The organism is Curtobacterium luteum (genome assembly GCF_001475545.1).
Taxonomy (GTDB): Bacteria; Actinomycetota; Actinomycetes; order Actinomycetales; family Microbacteriaceae; genus Curtobacterium; species Curtobacterium luteum_A.
Genome location: NZ_LDQC01000051.1, coordinates 14,496 through 33,835 on the forward strand (window position 1 = coordinate 14,496; position 19,340 = coordinate 33,835).

14 protein-coding genes are annotated in these 19,340 nt (G+C 72.1%); 3 read left to right on the forward strand and 11 right to left on the reverse strand.

What is annotated here, in order from left to right:
• Nucleotides 1–59 precede the first annotated feature (59 nt).
• Nucleotides 60–1,937 carry an AMP-dependent synthetase/ligase gene (locus tag NS184_RS09705; protein WP_058725930.1) on the forward strand — a complete coding sequence of 626 codons (1,878 nt, stop codon included), beginning with the start codon at nt 60–62 and terminating at the stop codon, nt 1,935–1,937.
• 122 nt (nt 1,938–2,059) lie between these two features.
• Here the strand turns inward: NS184_RS09705 and NS184_RS18885 are convergent, their stop codons facing one another.
• From NS184_RS18885 to NS184_RS09715, 3 genes are all read right to left on the reverse strand, one after another.
• On the reverse strand, nt 2,060–2,191 hold the full coding sequence (locus NS184_RS18885) for a hypothetical protein (protein ID WP_275935025.1): 132 nt from the start codon (nt 2,189–2,191) through the stop codon (nt 2,060–2,062).
• A gap of 110 nt (nt 2,192–2,301) precedes the next feature.
• Nucleotides 2,302–2,805 carry a peptide deformylase gene (locus NS184_RS09710; protein WP_058725922.1) on the reverse strand — a complete coding sequence of 168 codons (504 nt, stop codon included), beginning with the start codon at nt 2,803–2,805 and terminating at the stop codon, nt 2,302–2,304.
• 1 nt (nt 2,806) lies between these two features.
• Nucleotides 2,807–6,217 carry a pyruvate carboxylase gene (locus NS184_RS09715; RefSeq protein ID WP_058725923.1) on the reverse strand — a complete coding sequence of 1,137 codons (3,411 nt, stop codon included), beginning with the start codon at nt 6,215–6,217 and terminating at the stop codon, nt 2,807–2,809.
• 60 nt (nt 6,218–6,277) lie between these two features.
• Between NS184_RS09715 and NS184_RS09720 the strand changes: the two genes are divergently transcribed.
• Nucleotides 6,278–7,090 (forward strand): ParA family protein, encoded by an 813-nt coding sequence (locus tag NS184_RS09720; RefSeq protein ID WP_027465232.1) that lies wholly within the window; start codon nt 6,278–6,280, stop codon nt 7,088–7,090.
• A 534-nt stretch (nt 7,091–7,624) separates the two neighbouring features.
• Here NS184_RS09720 and NS184_RS09725 read toward each other — a convergent pair.
• The 7 genes from NS184_RS09725 to NS184_RS09755 form a co-directional block, all read right to left on the reverse strand.
• The gene (locus NS184_RS09725; RefSeq protein WP_058725924.1) at nt 7,625–8,185 is read right to left on the reverse strand and encodes a MerR family transcriptional regulator; all 561 of its coding nucleotides are present in this window, start codon (nt 8,183–8,185) and stop codon (nt 7,625–7,627) included.
• A 190-nt stretch (nt 8,186–8,375) separates the two neighbouring features.
• The gene (locus NS184_RS09730; RefSeq protein ID WP_058725925.1) at nt 8,376–9,080 is read right to left on the reverse strand and encodes a transcriptional regulator FtsR; all 705 of its coding nucleotides are present in this window, start codon (nt 9,078–9,080) and stop codon (nt 8,376–8,378) included.
• Complete coding sequence (locus tag NS184_RS09735) at nt 9,080–9,490, reverse strand: FHA domain-containing protein (protein ID WP_242863018.1); 411 nt, start codon at nt 9,488–9,490, stop codon at nt 9,080–9,082. The genes NS184_RS09730 and NS184_RS09735 overlap by 1 nt, the downstream gene beginning before the upstream one ends.
• Before the next feature lie 356 nt (nt 9,491–9,846).
• Nucleotides 9,847–11,400 (reverse strand): chitinase, encoded by a 1,554-nt coding sequence (locus NS184_RS09740; RefSeq protein ID WP_058725931.1) that lies wholly within the window; start codon nt 11,398–11,400, stop codon nt 9,847–9,849.
• Entirely contained in the window at nt 11,400–13,868 is a 2,469-nt protein-coding gene (locus NS184_RS09745; RefSeq protein ID WP_083513596.1) for a glycosyltransferase family 2 protein, read from the reverse strand. The genes NS184_RS09740 and NS184_RS09745 overlap by 1 nt, the downstream gene beginning before the upstream one ends.
• A 459-nt stretch (nt 13,869–14,327) precedes the next feature.
• On the reverse strand, nt 14,328–15,332 hold the full coding sequence (locus NS184_RS09750; protein ID WP_058725932.1) for a FecCD family ABC transporter permease: 1,005 nt from the start codon (nt 15,330–15,332) through the stop codon (nt 14,328–14,330).
• Nucleotides 15,333–15,337: 5 nt separating this feature from the next.
• Complete coding sequence (locus NS184_RS09755; RefSeq protein WP_058725927.1) at nt 15,338–16,369, reverse strand: FecCD family ABC transporter permease; 1,032 nt, start codon at nt 16,367–16,369, stop codon at nt 15,338–15,340.
• Nucleotides 16,370–16,545: 176 nt separating this feature from the next.
• Here NS184_RS09755 and NS184_RS09760 point away from each other — a divergent pair, with 176 nt between their 5' ends.
• Nucleotides 16,546–18,060 carry a S1C family serine protease gene (locus NS184_RS09760; protein WP_083513597.1) on the forward strand — a complete coding sequence of 505 codons (1,515 nt, stop codon included), beginning with the start codon at nt 16,546–16,548 and terminating at the stop codon, nt 18,058–18,060.
• A gap of 13 nt (nt 18,061–18,073) precedes the next feature.
• Here NS184_RS09760 and NS184_RS09765 read toward each other — a convergent pair whose 3' ends face one another.
• Nucleotides 18,074–19,228 (reverse strand): hypothetical protein, encoded by a 1,155-nt coding sequence (locus NS184_RS09765; RefSeq protein WP_058725928.1) that lies wholly within the window; start codon nt 19,226–19,228, stop codon nt 18,074–18,076.
• Between the last annotated feature and the right edge of the window lie 112 nt (nt 19,229–19,340).

A 19,340-nucleotide genomic window follows, 5' to 3' on the forward strand; every position in this document is an offset into this window, starting at 1 on the left:
CCGAACAGGACGCCGCCGCGACCAGCACCGAGCCCGCCACGCGGTCTGCCGCCGCCCCGGTGGGCGACGCTGCGTCCGCGACGCCGGCCGGGAGGCACGCCTCGCGTCCCAGCGCCGGCCCCGTCGCACCGGACCACGGCTCGGCAGCCCGCCTCCTCACCGAACGCGCGCGACGCACGCCGGACCGGCCGATCCTCGCGCAGCGGCACGGGGACACCTGGACGAACATCACCGCAGCCGAGACGCTCGCCCGCGTCCGCGCCATCGCGAAGGGCTTCGTCGCCGCCGGCCTCGAGCCGGGCGCGCACGTCGCGATCCTGTCGCGCACGCGCCTCGAGTGGACGCTCGTCGACTTCGCGGTGTGGACCGCCGGACTCGTGTCGGTCCCCGTGTACGAGACGAGCTCCCCCGACCAGATCCGCTGGATCCTCTCGGACTCCGAGGCCGTCGCCATCGTCGTCGAGCAGGAGCAGCACGCACGCCGGGTCGCGGGCATCGCGCCCGACCTGCCCCACCTCGGGCAGCACTGGACGATGGACGGCGGCGGACTCGACGACCTCGCCCGCCTCGGCGAGGACGTCAGCGACGAGGAACTCGACGCCCGCACCGCGACCGTGCACGGGCACGACGACGCCACGATCATCTACACCTCGGGGACCACCGGCCGGCCCAAGGGCTGCGTCCTCCGGCACGACAACTTCACCGGCACGGTCGAGGGCGCGTCCGAGGCCATGCCCGAGGTCATCGCCGAGGGGTCCTCCACGCTGCTGTTCATCCCGATGGCCCACGTGTTCGCGCGGTTCATCGCGGCGATGTCGCTCTCCGCGGGCGTGCTGGTCGGCCACGAGCCGGACACGAAGGACCTCATGAAGGCCGTGTCGACCTTCAAGCCGACCTTCCTCCTCGCCGTCCCGCGGGTCTTCGAGAAGATCTACAACTCGGCCGAGCAGAAGGCCGACCTCGGCGGCAAGGGCCGGATCTTCCGCGCGGCTGCGGCCACCGCGGTCGCGCACTCCGAGGCTCTCAACACGGGCAGGGTGCCGCTCGGACTCCGACTGCGCTTCGCCCTGTTCGACAAGCTCGTCTACGCCAAGCTCCGGGACGCCATCGGCGGACGCGTCCGCTACGCCGTCAGCGGCTCGGCTCCGCTCTCGCCGCGGCTGTCGCACTTCTTCCGCTCGATCGGCGTCCACATCCTCGAGGGCTACGGTCTCACCGAGACCACCGCGCCGGCCACGGTCAACCGCGCTGCCGAACTGCGGATCGGCACCGTCGGACGCGCGCTCCCCGGGGTCGAGGTCCGCATCGCCGACGACGGCGAGATCCTCATCCGCGGCGTCGACGTCTTCGACCGCTACTGGCGGAACGACGAGGCGACGGACAAGGCGTTCGTCGACGGGTGGTTCCGGACGGGCGACCTCGGCCGGCTCGACGCCGACGGGGTGCTCACCGTGACCGGTCGTGCGAAGGAGCTCATCGTCACCGCGAGCGGCAAGAACGTCGCACCGGCCCCGCTCGAGGACGGCATCCGGGAGCACCCGCTCGTCGGCCAGGCGATCGTCGTCGGGGAGGGAAAGCCGTTCGTCGCCGCCCTCGTGACGCTCGACCGCGACATGCTGCCCGGCTGGTGCGAAGCGCGTGGGATCTCGCCCGTGCTGGACCCGCACCAGGCCGCCTACGACGAGCGCGTGCACCAGGCCGTGCAGGAGGCCGTCGACACCGCGAACCAGCGGGTCTCCCGTGCCGAGAGCATCCGGTCGTTCACGATCCTCGACACCGACCTGACGGAGGCGTCCGGTCACCTCACGCCGAAGCTCACGATCAAGCGTCCGATCATCATGCGGGACTTCGCGGCCGACATCGAGCACATCTACTCGGGCTCGAAGGTGCAGACCACGGCCACGCCGGTGGTGACCAGCCGTCGCCGACGCGGCTGACCGCTCTGCACGGAGCGGCACTGATCGCGACCGCCGGGAGGCCCGGTGCCGGTCCCTGGGACCGGCACCGGGCCTCCCGGTCGTTGCGGTGTGCGCGGGGCGCGACGCGCCCGCCTGCGCGCTCAGGCCTGCGGGGGCTGCTCCGGACTGGGTGCGTCGAGGACGGCCGTCGACGACGTCGTCGAGGTGACCGCTTCGGGGCGGAGGTTGGTGCGGGTGCGGTGCGAGCTGAGCTCGTTGTCCTGAGCGGCCATCATGCTGTCCTGGGGGTGTGGGGTACGACGTCGGTGGGAAGCCGACGAGGGTACGGTACCTCCTCGTCAGGACAAGGTGACAATCCCCCGTGGGGGTGTCACCCCACGGGTCAGTGGAACCAGTCCTGCGCGCGGATGTCGCGGAGGGCCTGACGGCGGATCTCGGGGTCGAGCGTCATCACGTAGACCGTGCCGTCGAGGTGGTCGACCTCGTGCTGCAGGGCCTCCGCCATGAGCCCGTCGCCCTCGAGCACGACCTCGTTCCCGTCGACGTCCACGCCCCGGACCTTCGCGTGCGGGTACCGCCTGGTCGGGTAGCCCAGCCCGGGCACGGAGAGGCAGCCCTCCTCCATGAGCTCGGGCTCGCCGGAGACCTCGACGACCTCCGGGTTGAGGACGTACCCGACCTCGCCGTCGACGTTGTACGAGAACGCCCGCAGCCCGACGCCGATCTGCGGCGCGGCGACCCCGGCGCGGCCGGGCTCCTTGACGGTGTCGATGAGGTCCTGCACGAGGTCACGGACACCCTGGGACCCGAGCGCCTCGGGTCGGATCGGGTCGGACGGGGAACGGAGGACGGGATCGCCGAAGAGGCGGATGGGACGGACGGTCACGTTACTGCAGCACCACCAGGAGGTCTCCGGCGTCGACCTGTTGCGTCGCCGGGATCGCGAGACGGCCGACGGTGCCCGCCACGGGCGCCGTGATGGCCGCTTCCATCTTCATCGCCTCGATGCTCGCCACGGCCTGACCGGCTGCGACGACGTCACCGACGGCGACCTTGAGCGTCACGACGCCGGAGAACGGCGCCGCGACGTGCTTCGGGTCGGACGGGTCGGCCTTCTCGGCGGCCTTCGTCTCGACCTCGACCGAGCGGTCGCGGACCGACACCGGGCGGAGCTGCCCGTTGAGGGTCGTCATGACCGTGCGGAACCCGCGCTCGTCCACCTCGCCGATGGCCTCGAGGCCGACGAAGAGGTCGACGCCCTTCCCGAGCGGCACGGTGTGCTCCTGCCCGGGACGGAGTCCGTAGAGGTAGTCGACCGTCGGCACGACCGAGAGGTCGCCGTACTGCTGCCGGACGGCCTCGAACTGCCGCGTGGGCTGCGGGAACAGCAGGCGGTTCAGGGCCTGCTGCCGCTCCGGTCCCGGGCTGTCGAGGTGGGCGCGCTCGGCGTCGGGCACGGCGGTGACCTCGATGCGGACGTCGCGACCGGCGAGGACCTTCGAGCGGAACGGTTCGGGCCAGCCGCCGGGCAGGTCGCCGAGTTCGCCGGCCATGAAGCCGATGACGGAGTCCGGGATGTCGTACTGCTCGGGGTGCTGCTCGAAGTGCTCGGGGTCGGCGTCGACCGCGGCGAGCTGGAGTGCGAGGTCCCCGACGACCTTCGACGACGGCGTGACCTTCGTCGGGCGCCCGAGGATGCGGTTCGCCGCCGCGTACCAGTCCTCGACCTGCTCGAAGCGGTCGCCGAGGCCGAGCGCGATGGCCTGCTGCCGGAGGTTGGAGAGCTGGCCGCCCGGGATCTCGTGCTGGTACACGCGGCCGGTCGGGCCGGGCAGACCCGACTCGAAGGGGGCGTAGGCCCGGCGCACGGCCTCCCAGTACGGCTCGAGGTCCCCGACCGCGGCGAGGTCGAGGCCGGTGTCGCGTTCGGTGTGCGCGAGGGCGGCGACGAGCGCGGACATGCTCGGCTGGCTCGTGGTGCCGGCCATCGGGGCCGCGGCGACGTCGACGGCGTCCGCCCCGGCCCGCGCGGCAGCGAGGAGCGTGGCGAGCTGGCCGCCGGCGGTGTCGTGCGTGTGGACGTGCACCGGCTGGTCGAAGCGCTCGCGCAGGGCGGCGACGAGCCGCTCGGCGGCGCCGGCCCGGAGCAGCCCGGCCATGTCCTTGATGCCGATGACGTGCGCGCCGGCCTCGACCATCTGCTCCGCGAGGCGGAGGTAGTAGTCGAGCGTGTAGAGGTCCTCCGCAGGGTCGAGCAGGTCACCGGAGTAGCAGAGCGCCGCCTCGGCCACCGACGTGCCGGTGGCGAGCACGGCTTCCAGGGCGGGTCGCAACTGGCTGACGTCGTTGAGCGCGTCGAAGATGCGGAACACGTCGACACCGCTCGCGGCGGCCTCGGCCACGAACGCGTCGGTGACCTCGGTCGGGTACGGCGTGTAGCCGACCGTGTTCCGGCCGCGCAGCAGCATCTGGATCGGGATGTTCGGCATCGCCGCGCGCAGCGCCGTGAGACGCTCCCAGGGGTCCTCGCCGAGGAAGCGGAGCGCGACGTCGTAGGTGGCACCGCCCCAGGCCTCCACGGAGAGCAGCTGCGGTGTCAGCCGGGCGACGTGCGGTGCGACGGCGACGAGGTCCTTCGTGCGGACGCGGGTGGCCAGGAGGGACTGGTGCGCGTCGCGCATCGTCGTCTCGGTGACGGCGAGGGCGGTCTGTGCCCGGAGCGCGCGTGCCCACTCGGCCGGACCGAGGTCCAGCAACCGCTCGCGCTGCCCGGGCGGTGGCGCGGCGACGAGGTCGACGGCGGGGAGCTTCTCGCTCGGGTCGACGGTCTGCGGACGCCGATCGCCGTTCGGTTTGTTCACCGTGACGTCGGCGAGCCAACCCACGATCTTCGTGCCGCGGTCCTTCGAGACGTGACCGCCGAAGAGCTGCGGACGCTCCTCGATGAACTTCGTCGACACGTCACCGCGGTCGAAGTCCGGGTCCTCGAGCACCGCCTGGAGGAACGGGATGTTCGTGCTGACGCCGCGGATGCGGAACTCGGCGAGGGCACGCTTCGCTCGCGACACCGCCGCCGGGAAGTCGCGCCCACGGCAGGTCATCTTCGCGAGCATCGAGTCGAAGTGCGGGCTGATCTGGGCGCCGGTCGCGATCGTGCCGCCGTCCAGCCGGACCCCGGCGCCACCGGGACTGCGGTAGGTGGTGATCTTGCCCGTGTCCGGGCGGAACCCCTGCGTCGGGTCCTCCGTGGTGATGCGCGTCTGCAGCGCAGCACCGTGCACGGACACCGTGTCCTGCGACAGACCGAGGTCGGCCAGGGTCTCCCCCGAGGCGATCCGCATCTGGGACTGCACGAGGTCGACGTCGGTCACTTCCTCGGTCACGGTGTGCTCGACCTGGATGCGCGGGTTCATCTCGATGAAGACGTGCTGCCCGGCACGCTCCCCCTCGGTGTCGAGCAGGAACTCGACGGTGCCGGCGTTGACGTAGCCGATCGACCGGGCGAAGGCGACGGCGTCGCGGTGGAGGGCCGCCGCGATCGACGGGTCGAGGTTCGGCGCGGGGGCGATCTCGACGACCTTCTGGTTGCGGCGCTGCACCGAGCAGTCGCGCTCGAAGAGGTGGATCGTGCCCTCGTCGGTACCGGTGGCGTCAGCGAGGATCTGCACCTCGATGTGCCGCGGCCGGATGACGGCCTGCTCGAGGAACATCGTCGGGTCCCCGAAGGCGCTGTCGGCCTCGCGCATGGCCGCTTCGAGCGCCGGCCGCAGCTCGGCCTTCGTCTCGACCCGGCGCATCCCGCGACCGCCACCGCCGGCCACCGCCTTCGCGAAGACCGGGAAGCCGATCGCGTCCGCGCCCGCGAGGAGCTCCTCGACGTCCCGGCTCGCCGGGGTGCTCGCGAGGACGGGGACGCCGGCCGCGATGGCGTGTTCCTTGGCGGTCACCTTGTTGCCGGCCATCTCGAGCACGTGCTCGCCCGGGCCGATGAAGGTGATGCCGGCAGCGGCGGCCGCGGCGGCGAGCTCGGGGTTCTCGGACAGGAAGCCGTAGCCCGGGTAGATCGCATCGGCACCGGACTCCCGCGCGACGCGGATGATCTCGGCGACGTCGAGGTAGGCCCGCACGGGGTGGCCCGGCTCGCCGATCAGGTAGGCCTCGTCCGCCTTCAACCGGTGCAGGGAGTTGCGGTCCTCGTACGGGTAGACGGCCACGGTCCGGGCGCCCAACTCGTACGCGGCACGGAATGCACGGATGGCGATCTCGCCACGGTTCGCCACGAGGATCTTGCTGAACACGAGGTCCCTTTCAGCCCGGGTTGAGGTGAGACAACCCTAGTCGCGGTAACGTTGCTCACCGTGCATGTACTCAGCGTGAGCTCCCTCAAGGGTGGTGTCGGCAAGACGACGGTGACGCTCGGCCTGACCTCGGCCGCGTTCGCCAAGGGACTGCGCACGCTGGTGGTGGACCTCGACCCGCAGTCCGACGTCTCGACGGGACTCGACATCAACCTCGCCGGACACCTCAACGTGGCCGACGTGCTCGAGAACCCGAAGGAGAAGATCGTCCGCCAGGCGATCGCCCCGTCGGGGTGGACGAAGGGCTCCCAGGGCAAGATCGACGTCATGGTCGGATCGCCCTCGGCCATCAACTTCGACGGACCGCACCCGTCGATCCGTGACATCTGGAAGCTCGAAGAGGCCCTCGCGAACGTCGAGCAGGACTACGAGCTCGTCCTCATCGACTGCGCCCCGTCGCTGAACGCCCTCACCCGCACCGCATGGGCCGCGTCCGACCGCGTGACCGTCGTCACCGAGCCCGGACTCTTCTCCGTCGCCGCTGCCGATCGTGCGCTCCGGGCGATCGAGGAGATCCGCCGAGGGCTCTCCCCGCGCCTGCAGCCGCTCGGCATCATCGTGAACCGTGCCCGGGTGCAGTCGCTCGAGCACCAGTTCCGCATCAAGGAGCTCCGCGACATGTTCGGGCCGCTCGTGCTCTCACCGCAGCTGCCGGAGCGCACCTCGCTGCAGCAGGCGCAGGGTGCGGCGAAGCCGTTGCACGTGTGGCCGGGCGAGTCCGCGCAGGAGATGGCGAAGAACTTCGACCAGCTGCTCGAGCGCATCATGCGCACGGGCAAGATCGGCCCCTACGCCGAGGGCGGCGCCGCGTAGGCGGTCCCCCGGCTCCGCGCACGCGGGGCTCGGTGCGTCGGGGTTCGGTGCGGCGGCGGCCGGGCTCCGGTCGCACGACGTGCCGCTCACGTCCGCGCTGGTCGCACGACATGCCGCTCGCGTCCGCGCTGGTCGCACGACGTGTCGGCTCGGTGTACGCAGCGCGACGAGTTCTGCGACCAAGCCGATCAGCGGACGGCAAGTCCTGCGACCAACTCCGCCGACCATGACGCTGCGCTCCGGTCGCACGACGTGCCGCTCACGTCCGCGCTGGTCGCACGACGTGTCGGCTCGGTGTGCGCAGCGCGACGAGTTCTGCGACCAAGCCGATCAGCGGACGGCAAGTCCTGCGACCAACTCCGCCGACCGTGACGCCGGGCTCCGGTCGCACGACGTGCCGCTCACGTCCGCCCTGGTCGCACGACGTGTTGGCTCGGTGTTCGCGGTACGACGAGTTCTGCGACCAAGCCGATCAGCGGACGGCAAGTCCTGCGACCGACTCCGCCGACCGATGTCGACCGGTGAGCGACAGCGTCAGGACGCGCGGGAGGCCCGACGGGCGGCGAGCTCGTCGTCGGGGTCCGCAGCGGGGGCGGCGTCGAGCTCCACGAGCGACGACTCGACCTCACGCAGGACCTTGCCCACGGCGATGCCGAACACACCCTGCCCGCGCGAGACCAGGTCGATGACCTCGTCGTCGGAGGTGCAGAGGTAGACCGAGGCACCGTCGGACATCAGGGTGGTCTGGGCGAGGTCGGACACGCCCGACTCCCGGAGCTGGTTCACCGCGGTGCGGATCTGCTGCAGCGAGATGCCCGTGTCGAGCAGACGCTTCACGAGCTTGAGCACGAGGATGTCGCGGAAACCGTAGAGCCGCTGCGAGCCCGAGCCGGCAGCGCCGCGGATGGTCGGCTGCACGAGTTCGGTGCGGGCCCAGTAGTCGAGCTGACGGTAGGAGATGCCGGCTGCCCGGGCGGCGACGGTGCCGCGGTAGCCGTTCTGCTCGTCGTGTTCGGGCATGCCGTCGGTGAAGAGCAGCCCGAGGTCGTACCGCGTCATGTCCGACCCGGTACCGGGGGTGTCAGTCCCACTCATGCGCTTGCCTTCCACGACGATCGAGCCCCCACCCGAAGCTTCAATGCCGGGTTGAGAGTTGTTCCGAGGTCCACGGTAGCGACTCCGAGCCGTCGCGCGCGGGACATCCGCTCCGGCGCGTCCGGCGTGTCGAGGATACGCCCCGCCCTCCGACACCCGCCAGCAACGGGAGCCTCCCCCAGCACGCGTTTCATGTGTCGAGACGACCGATCGCCGACCGGATGAGCTGCGACCGGATGGTCTCGAGGTGCCCGGCGATCTCCCGCGCGAGCTCGGTCGCCTTCGCCTTCGAGGTGGCGTCCCCGCGACGCGACACCGGCATGAGCGCGGACTCGATGAGACCGACCTCTCGCTCGGCGGTGGCCCGGAAGGTCCGCAGGTGCCGCGGCTCGATCCCCGAACGCTGGAGCTCGACGAGCGCCCTGAGCACCGCGACGGAGTCCTCGCCGTAGCTGTCCGTCGCGGGCAGCAACGACGACGACACGGCGTCGGACAGCAGCATCGGCGTGGCTCCCGCCGCCCGGACGGTCTCGTCGCGGGTGTACCGGCGCTCGCGCCCGAGGATCGACGGCTTCGGTGCCTCGCCCCCGCCCGGCAGCGTCGGCTCTCTTCCGGCGTCGAGGTCGGCCAGGTACTCCTTGATGACCTTGAGCGGGAGGTAGTGGTCGCGCTGCAGCCCGAGGATGACCCGGAGTCGCTCGACGTCGGACGGCGAGAACTTGCGGTAGCCGCTGGCGGTGCGCACGGGGGTCACGAGCTCGCGTTCCTCGAGGAACCGCAGCTTCGAGCCGGCGAGGTCCGGGAACTCGGGCTTCAGGCGAGCGAGGACCTGCCCGATCGTGAGCAGCTCCGGCGCCGCGGACCCCGCCCGGGCCGCGGCGGACCGCGCGGGCACTACGCGTTCGCCAGGCGCGCCAGGTCGACCCGGGAGGCGTAGAAGGTCAGGCGGAACTTGCCGACCTGCACCTCGGACCCGTCGGTGAGCAGCGCCTCGTCGATGCGGGCACCGTCGAAGTAGGTGCCGTTGAGCGACCCGAGGTCCTTCACGGTGAAGCTCGTGCCGTGACGGAGGAACTGCGCGTGCTTGCGCGAGACCGTCACGTCGTCGAGGAAGATGTCGGCGTCGGGGTGGCGACCGGCCGTCGTCACGTCGGAGTCGAGCAGGAACCGCGCACCCACGTTCGGGCCGCGACGGACGACGAGCAGCGCCGATCCGGAGGGCAGCGCCGTGATGGCGTCGCGCTCTTCCGTCGAGATGCCGGACTCGGGCGTGAGGGCCGCCGCCTGCTCCAGACTGAAGGTCATCGTGGTGTCGACGAGTCGCTGCTGCTGGGTGCGACCGTCGCTGCCTGCCGGACCCTGCTGCGGGACCACTGGATCGGACATCGTGGACCTCCCTCTCTTGGCCCATCAGCGTATCGGAAACGGGTGACCCCGCGGGAGCCCAGAACGGGGCTGTGCACAACTCGGCAGTGCGCGATCAGCGAACGTCCACGCAACGCGCACCGGGACAGCCGGGAGGCGCGGTGCCAGCTGGCACCGCGCCTCCCGGCCGTCATCCCGTCACCACGGGCGGATCGTGACCACGGGCGGACCGCCACCACAGGCGGACCGCCACCACAGGCGGACCACCACAACAGGCGGACCGCACCGCCGGCCCCTCAGTGCTGGAGCCCCGACAGGAGCTCCTTGATCTCGGAGTCCTTGAGCTTCACCCAGGGCGAGCCGTCCGGGTCGCTCGTCGACGCCTCCGGGCTGTCGCCGGTGTTCCACCACTTCGCCTGGTACGGCACACCGTCGAACAGGACCCGCGCCCCGGTGTCGTACTGCTTCGTACCGGACCACGATGGGTAGGTGCCCGCCGGCAGGGTGACCTGCTCGACCGGCTTCTCACCCTTCAGCACCGGCCCGATGAGCTGCCACGGCGTCTCGTACGCACTGAGCACCGGGTCGTCCGGCAGGTCGCCCGAGGTCCACCACTTCGCCTCGTAGACGTTGTGGTGCCAGACGATCTTCGTGCCCTCGAGGTAGGACGCGTCCGCGCTCCACACCGGGTACGGGCTCGTCTTCGGGTCGTCGGTCGGTTGGACGGTCGCGCTCGGCTCGGCCTTGGTGACGTCCGAGGCCGCCGCGACGATCCCGCCGGTGAACCCCTTGCCGAGGACGTCCGCGAACAGCACGCCGTCCTGGTCGACGCCCGAGCAGGAGTTCGACACGGTCGACAGGTTCACGTAGTTCGACCCGCACGTGGTGTCGCGGTTCAGCGACCACATGGACATGCGGCCGATTCCGCGCTCGCGCGCCCAGGCGTTGAGCTTCCGCGCGTCGGCGAGGGTGAAGACCTCGTCCTGGATGTCGTTCTGGCCGATCATCGGCGTCGCACCGACCTTGTGCCAGAGCGTCCGGTCACCGAGCGGCGTCCCGGACCGCGTGTAGAGGATGCCGAGCTGCCGGTGGACCTCCTGCAGGGTCTGGACCGAGGCCGAGTACATGCTCTGGCTCGAGCCCTTGCTCTGGCCGTAGTCCATCGTCATCGCGTTGACGCCGGCGAGGTCGACGCCGGCCTTGAGGAACTGCGCGACCGCGGTGGTCCCGTCGCTCGTCAGGCCTCCGGGCGCCGCCGGCAGGGTGAGCCACACGGCGAGCGGGTGCCCGGCGGCACGACGCGCGTCCTGCAGCTCCTTCACCGCCTTCGCCCGGCGCTCCCCCGCGGCGTGGTTCGTGAGGTCGTCGCCCTCGACGTCGTAGTCGACCGTGCTGACGTCGTAGCGCTCGACGACGGTCTCGTACGCACCGACGAGGTCGGACGTGTCGGTGCAGGTCGTCGCGAGCTCGTCGTTCGCGAGGCCGCCGAACGAGACGCCGACCTCGCCCTTCTGCTGCTGCAGCCGGGCGATGCGACGGTCGAGGTCGAGCGAGTCGGACGCACCCTGCAGCGAGTACGCCGAACCCCAGGTCGGGGTGCAGGCCGCGTCGTGGTCGGCGACCACGAACGAGAGCATGACGTCGCGGCCCTTCGCGGACTTGACGTCCTCGAAGGCGAACGTCGGCGTGGCGGTGACGTCGGTGTAGGCAGCGAACCAGCTCTTCTGGGCGTCCGCGGCCTGCGCCGACTGCCAGCGGTCGAAGCCGAGGTAGCCCCCGGCCGCGACGGCCGTGGTCAGGACGACCGCGAGGCCGACGCGCAGCGGGGAGAGGCGTCTGGTGGAGGACATCAGGCAGCGGTCCGTTCGTCGGATGAGGCGGTGGAGGCGTCCGCAGCACGCCCGGTGGGCGCGGCGGGTCGAGCGGCCCCGGCGGGTGCGGTCGCGACCGTCGGGGTGCTTCGGGTCACGGGGGCTCCGACGGTCCCGGCACCGTGGCGGGTCGGCAGCTCCGCACCGCCGTGCCCGAAGTAGAGGACGGCACGCCAGTCCTCGGCGACCGGCTCTGCTTCGGGCAGCAGGCCCCTGCGGGCCGCCTTCCGGTCCTGCTTCGCCTGCCGACGGGCGGCGCGACGCGCGGCCCGCGCGGACGGGTCGTAGTACATCCACGCGGTGGCCCAGAGCCAGACGTCCACGACCGAGTTCCATATGCCGATGTACGCGACGATCGCGTAGAACGCCAGCAGGGCGTTGAACGCGGCGAACACGGCGTTGCCCCAGTTCTGCGCCTGGTAGTCCCGGAGGAACGTGAACACCGAGAACACGACCATGGCGTACGGCGCGAGGACGTACAGCGCGGGCGAGGCCGTGCGGTCCCGGACCTTCGGTGTGCGGGCGAACGGGATCTTCTTCGCCGTCAGCGCCTGCTGGATGCTCTTGAGCACCCCGGCGACGTTCACCGGCATGAGGATCAGGTTGAAGCCGTAGATCCGGAGGATGTCGGTGCGCTTGTAGCCGCAGTACTTGAGGTCGGACGCGAACAGCCAGAAGTACGGCAGCGCGGCGAGGAGCACCATCGGGCTGAGCAGCCGCGAATCGTACGGGTAGGCCAGCAGGAAGATGAGGCCGAGCGAGCCCCACGCGATCGACGCCATGTAGTTGACGCGGAGGGACATCTCGACGAAGCCGACCCGCTCCCCGCGCTGGCGACGCTCGCGGACCTGCCGGAGGTACTTCGGCAGGATGAGGAGTCCACCGTTCGCCCAGCGACGCCGCTGGACGATGAGCGAGCCGAAGTCCGGCGGCGTCGCGCTGTAGGACAGGCGCTCCGGGTAGTTCACGAGCGTCCAGCCGTGCATGCCGAGGTCGACGCTCGACTCGGTGTCCTCGATGACCGTGCGGTCCTGCACGTACCGCTTGACCTCGAAGCCGCCGACGGTCTCGACCTCCTCGATGTCGCGGAGCGCGCGGGTGCGGATGACCGCGTTCGCGCCGACCCAGAAGGTGGCGTTGTGGCGCGACATGCCCTGGTGGAGGATGTGCTGGATGTCGGTGGTCGCACCGGCGAGCCGCTCGATGCGGGTGGCAGCACCCCGGAACGACGAGTACGGGGTCTGCGTCACGGCGACGCGGGCGTTCTCCGGCTGCTCCAGGAAGTACACCAGTCGCAGGCAGTAGTCGCGGAGCAGCACCGAGTCGGCGTCGAGCGTCAAGACGTAGTCGGACGCGGGGACGACGAGGTCGGCGTCCTCCGGCGAGGCGACCGTGCGGAGGATCGTCCCGCTCGCGGTCTCCTCGAACGCGTACGAGCCGCCGAGCAGGCCGATGTAGGAGTTGAGGTTCATGGCCTTGTTCGCCTCGTCAGAGAGGTTCACGAACCGCTTCCGCTCGAAGGTCGTGATCTCGGCCGTGAACGTCCACGCCAGGCGGCGGGTGAGTTCGAGGGCACGGCTGCTCGTCACCTCGGTGAAGCTGGCCCCGGCACCGACCGCGTCCACGATCGCCGCCTCGAGCGCCTCCGACGTCAGCCGGAACTCGTCGGCCAGCGCGACGAGCACCTGGTCGTGGAAGAAGTGGTCGACGTGGTCCACGACCTCGTGTTCGCGGGCGTGCCGGCGGAGCCAGGCGTCCGCCCAGCGGTGGTGCTCGACGAGCGTCCGGAGCGCGTCGACCGAGGCGAGCGGCGCGGTGTCGGCGTCGATCTCCGCGACGAGCAGGGCCTCCTGGAAGCGACGAGCGGGCGCGGCGAGCTGCGACTGGATCTGCCCGGCGACCGCACGGGTCCGCTCGAGCTTCTCGGCGACCTCGGGGTCGGTCGGGAACGGGTTGTCGTCGATGAGCAGGACGACGCGGAGGGCCGGGTACTCCTGCAGCGCGGCCGACCACAGCGTGGTGGCGACGACGTCGGGCTCCTCGGCGTAGCTCGGCACGAGGACCGTCATCGGCGCCTCGTGCCCCTCGCCGAAGTGTCGGTCGAGCTCGGCACGCGGGACGCGGACGTGCGCGGCGAACCGTTCCATCGCACCCTGGCGGGCGATGAGGTGCATGAGCGCGGAGAAGGTGAGGAAGGTGACGACCACCAGGTACGAGATCGCCTCGGTCGTGAAGCGGAAGCTCTCGGTGCCGTAGTCGAGGAACTGGCGGATCACCGTGTAGACGACGTAGGCGAGCCAGAACGCGATGGTCAGGATGATGGCGATGCGGCCGGAGACGAGCTTCCGGTCGGACGGACGGGCGTGGATGGTGTCGAGCGGGCGGGTACGTCGCTCGGAACCCCACTGCCTCCGGCGCACGGGGGCGCCGTCGAGCTGTTCGGGCATGTCGGTCCTTCTTCCGCGGGGGTCAGCGCGCCATCGGGTCGGCACGCTGTCGGGTTGCCCCCGGCGGTCGACTGCGAACCTATGGGGACAGAACGAACGGTGCAGACACCCGGAAGGGGGGTTCTGGCCTCCTCGTGCGGGAACCCGCACGATGTTGCGGGACGGCCGGATGGCGGCGTGTCGCTGCGGACCCGACGAGGCTCCGGACGACGCGCCGCTCACGTTGCGCGCGTGGTCCGCGGTCGGCCTGGAGGCCCGCCTCGACTCCGCCGGGTCCGTCCCGTCGCGCAGTCGGCCCGTCCGGTGCAGCGCGTCCCGTCCCGCTCCGTGGCGGAGGTCGGCTGGTCGCACGACCTGCCGCTCACGTCCGCGGCGGTCGCCCGGACGGTCGGCTCGAGCGCGGTGGGCCGACGCGTTCTGCGATCAGGTCGTGCCGAGGCGGCGGCCCGGGGGGGTGCCTCAGCGGCCGCGGGCGAGCAGCCAGAGGAGGTACGGCGCGCCGACGACCCCGGTGACGACGCCGACGGGCAGGGCGGTCCCAGGGATCGCGAACTGGGCGACGAGGTCGCTCGCGAGCGTCACGACCGCACCGACCGCGGCCGCGGGGGCGAGCGCGACCCGTCCGCCGCCGACGATCCGCCGCGCGATCGGTGCCGACATGAGCGCGACGAACGACACGGGGCCGGCGGTGGCCACGGCGCCCGCCGTCAGCGCCACCGCGGTGAGGAGCAACAGCACCTTCGCGCGGTCCGGACGGAGGCCGAGTGCCGACGCGACCTCGTCCCCGAGCGCGAGCACCGTCAGCCGGGGCGACTGCACGAGGGCGAGCGCCATGAGCACGACGAACGCGGTGCCGAGGACGCCGACGAGGTTCCGGTCGACGGCGTTGAGGCTGCCGGAGAGCCACAGGAGCGCTGTGCCCGCCTGGGTCACGGTGCCGCTCGTCAGCATCCAGCCGGTCACGGCGAGGCAGATCGCGGCGACGCCGATGCCGACCAGGACCACCCGGTTGCCGGAGATGCCCCGCTGCCAGGAGAGCGCGGCGATGACGAGCGACACGACGACCGCCCCGACGAGCACGGAGCCGAAGAGCACGACCCCGGACGCCCCGAACAGCACGATCGCGGTGATGCCGGCGGCGCTCGCCCCCGACGTGACGCCGATGACGTCCGGGCTCGCGATCGGGTTGCGCACCACGCTCTGCACGATCGCTCCGGCGACGCCGAGGGCCGCCCCGACGAACACCGCGCCGAACACCCGCGGTCCGCGGAGCTGCCCGATCACGAAGTCCGCGATCGCATCGCCGTGCCCGAACGCGGCAGCGGCCACCTGCGCGGGCGACAGCGGGATCTCGCCGACGCCGAGGCCGGTGAGCACGAGCGCGACGAGCACGAGGACCAGCACACCGAGCACGAGCAGCTCGCGGCGTGCTCCGACGACCCGGCGACGGTTCCGGGGCCCCACGGCCGTCACAGTCCCCGCACCGCCCGCGACCGGACGAGCGCGATGAACACCGGCGCCCCGATGAGCGCCGTGACGATGCCGACCTGCAGCTCCCCCGGGTACGCGACGACCCGGCCGATGACGTCGGCCACGAGCAGGAGTGCCGGCGCGACGAGCGCGGAGAGCAGGATCGTCCAGCGGTGGTCGGGCCCGGTGAGTCGACGGACGGCGTGCGGGACGGCGAGCCCGACGAACGCGATCGGCCCGGCGGCGGCCACGGCGGAGCCGGCGAGCAGCACGGTGACGACCCCGCCGACGACCCGGACGAGCACCACCCGCTGGCCGAGGGAGGCAGCGAGCTCGTCGCCGAGCGCGAGGGTGTTGAGCGACCGGCCGAGAGCGATCGCCACGACGAGGCCGACGAGCACCGGGACGATGATGACCCCGGCGGTCCCGAGGTCCTTCCCGGCGAGCGCTCCGACCTGCCAGAACCGCAGCTGGTCGAGCAGGGACTGGTTCGTCACGAGGACGGCGGTCGTCACCGAGGACAGCGCAGCGGCCACCACGGCGCCGGAGAGCGCGAGGCCGACCGGGGAGAGGCCGCGCCGGGCGACCGCGGCGATGCCGTAGACGAGCAGCGCCGCGAGTCCGGCGCCGACGAACGCGAACGGCAGGTACGCGCCCGTGCCGCTGATGCCGAACACCGCGATCCCGGTCACGACCGCGAGGGACGCCCCGGCGTTGATGCCGAGCACGCTCGGATCGGCGAGGGGGTTCCGCGTCACGCCCTGCATCACGGCACCGGCGACCCCGAGTGCGGCTCCGGCGAGGAGTCCGACGACGGTGCGGGGCACGCGGTTGCCGAGGACGATGAGGCCGATCTCGTCACGGCGTCCGGGGTGCAGGACGGTGTCGAGGACGGTCCCGAGCGGGATCGGCCGCGAGCCGAACGCCACGGACAGTGCGACCGCGACCCCGAGGACCACGACCGCCAGCACGGTGGCGCGGACGAGTCGGCCGACGGAGCTGGGCGCGGGAGCGAGGACGGGAGCTGCCATGGGGGTGCAGCAACCCTAACGCGCAGGTGTCCGCCCCGGTCGTCCACGCGTTCGGCGGTCCCCGAGCGAGCCGTGAGCATGCGCAGTGCTCGTTCATAGGGTCTCCTTGGGGAACGGGCCTGTACTGGCTTCCATCGACGCCCGACCGGGCCGTCGAGGACGACCGGAGAGCACCGATGAACGAGACCCCGAACCCCGACGCCACCCCTGGCGGGACGAACGGCGCGACGACCGACGGACCCGATGCCCGCACGCAGGGCGCGTGGGAGGCTCCGCACGCGGACCGGTCGACGCTCCGCCCGGCCTACGCGTTCGACGGCAGCGGGCCCTACCTGTACGCACCCGACGGTTCCGGTCCCTACGCCTACACGCACGACGGCCGCGGCCCGTACCTGGTCGGGAGCCCCGCGCTCGACGGGCAGCACTGGTCGAACGGGCAGGCATGGGTGCACGGTGCCGCCACCGCGAACCACGGCGCGTACGCAGCCGCACCGACGAAGCGCCCGCGTCGGCTCGGGCTGGTGATCGGCTCGGGCGTCGCGGCACTCGCGATCCTCGGTGCCGCGGGAGGAACCGCGCTCGGGCTCTCGTCGCAGCACACGACGACGACCTCGAGTCAGTCTCAGGGCACCACCACGCTCCCGGGGACGGGCAGCGGCAGCGGAAGCGGCAGCAGCAGCGACGGCAGCGGGACGAACGGCTTCACCGTCCCGGGTGACGGCGGGAGCAGCAGCGGTTCGAGCGACGGCAGCTCCGGGACAAGCACGCAGTCGGCGGCCACCGCCGCGACCGCCGCCCAGAAGAAGGGTGTCGTCACGATCAACACCGTCCTGAACTACGACGAGTCCTCGCAGGCCGCCGGCACCGGGATGATCCTCACCTCGAACGGCACGGTCCTGACGAACAACCACGTCGTCCAGGGCGCCACGAGCATCGTCGTGACCGACGAGACGACCGGCAAGCAGTACAAGGCGGACGTCGTCGGCACGGACGCCACCCACGACGTCGCGGTCCTGAAGCTCCAGGACGCCTCGGGCCTGTCGACCGTGACGCTCGACGACGACGGCGGCGCGAAGACCGGCGACACCGTCACCGACGTCGGGAACGCCGAGGGCACGGGCAACCTCGTCGCCGCCGAGGGCACCGTCACCGCGACCGACCAGGACATCCAGGTGCAGAGCGACTCCGGCTCCGGCACCGAGTCGCTCACGGGGATGATCCAGGTCGCGGCGGACATCGTCTCCGGTGACTCGGGCGGCCCGGTCCTCGACAGCGAGGGCGAGGTCGTCGGCATGGCGACGGCGGCGTCCTCGGGTTCGGCGGACGTCACGGGCTTCGCGATCCCGATCTCGACCGCGAAGTCGATCGCGGACAAGATCCTCGCGGGTGAGTCGTCGTCGACGATCACGATCGGGCTGCCCGCGTTCCTCGGTGTCGAGGTGAGCGGGACCGCCACGACCGGCGGCGTCGCGGTCGCCGGGACCGTCGAGGGCTCGGGCGCAGCGAAGGCGGGCCTCGGCGCCGGCGACGTGATCACGGCGCTCGACGGCACCGCGGTGTCGACCTCGGACGCGCTGACGAAGGCGATCCAGGCGCACAGCGTCGGCGACCAGGTGAGCGTCACCTACACCGACAGCGTCGGGACGTCCCACACGGTGACGATCACGCTGACCGCAGGGCCGGCCGCCTAGCCCGCCGAGGAGCTCAGGCCCCGAGCACCGCCCGCACCACCGACCGGAACACGTTGGCCGGAGCGTCCGCCGAGAAGGTGGTCGCTCCGGCTTCCGTGCGCCCGACCCGGGCGAAGCCGTGCCCCTCGGCGTGGACGATCGTCACGGGGAGCTGCGCGCCCGGTCGCCGCAGGTGCGAGACCGTCCACGGCGCTGTCCAGAACCGTGCGAGCCGCGGGTCGCCCTCGGCGAGGTCCGACGGCAGGTCCGGCGCGGTGTCGCCGCCGTCCAGGCGGCGCGCCACCAGGTCCGCCCGGACCGACCCCGTGCGGAACGGGAAGGTCCACACCGGGCGGATGCCGAGCCTCCCGGCCATCAGCGCGACCACCTGCTCGGGCGGGACGGCGGCGACCACCTGGTCGTCCGTCCCGTCGACGACGGTGCCGTCCCAGGCCTGGAGGCGCGACTCGCCGCCGTCGGGCAGCCGCTGTTCCAGGGTGGTCGGCTGGGTCTCCTCGGCCCACGGGCCGAGCAGGGACTGCGTGGGCTCCGGCAGGGTGCCGAGGCGTCCGACGAGGCCGGCGTCGATGAGCTCGCGGCCGGCGGGGCTGCGGAGGAGCCCGGGGTTCCACCGTCGGCCGGCGAGGCTCCGGAGCGTGGACACAGCCTCGGCGGTCAGCCGCGGGCCGTCGAGCTCGGCGGCGGCGGGCGCGTCCGGCAGGGGCTCGAGGTCGCGGTGCGGGCGTGCCGCGGTGGGCTCGGTCGCGCGGACGGTGTCGAGCACGGCGAACACGAGGTCGTCGGTCGCGAGCATGCGTGCCAGCGGACGCTCGACGGTGAGGTCGACGCGGTGACGCCCGGTGACGAACACGAGGTGGGCTCCGGCGACGGCGCCGTCCTCGTCGGGCCGGACGTACTCGACGAGGCGTGCGGGCGCGCCCGCGGCGGTCCAGACGTCGACACCGACGAGCAGGAGCCCCTCGACGGACCCGGGCAGGCGCTCGAGGAGGCTCGTGTGCTCCTCGGCGATCGTGCGGTCGCTCGGGCGGGAGCGGACGGTGAGCACCACGTCGTCGCCGGTGAGCCGGAGATCGGCCTGCGGGGCGTCCTCGCGACGCCAGGCGTCCGGCCGGCGGAGCGTGAGGCGTGCGGTGCGGTCCTCGGTGCCGAGCGGGACGGGGACTGCCATGCTCCGAGGCTACGGGGGCGTCCCCGCGAGGTCGGGTGCGGCGCGCCGAGCAGGGGTAGCGCCGGCGCGGTCGGCGCCGGCGCGGTCGGGGCCGGCGTCGGCGTGGTCAGCG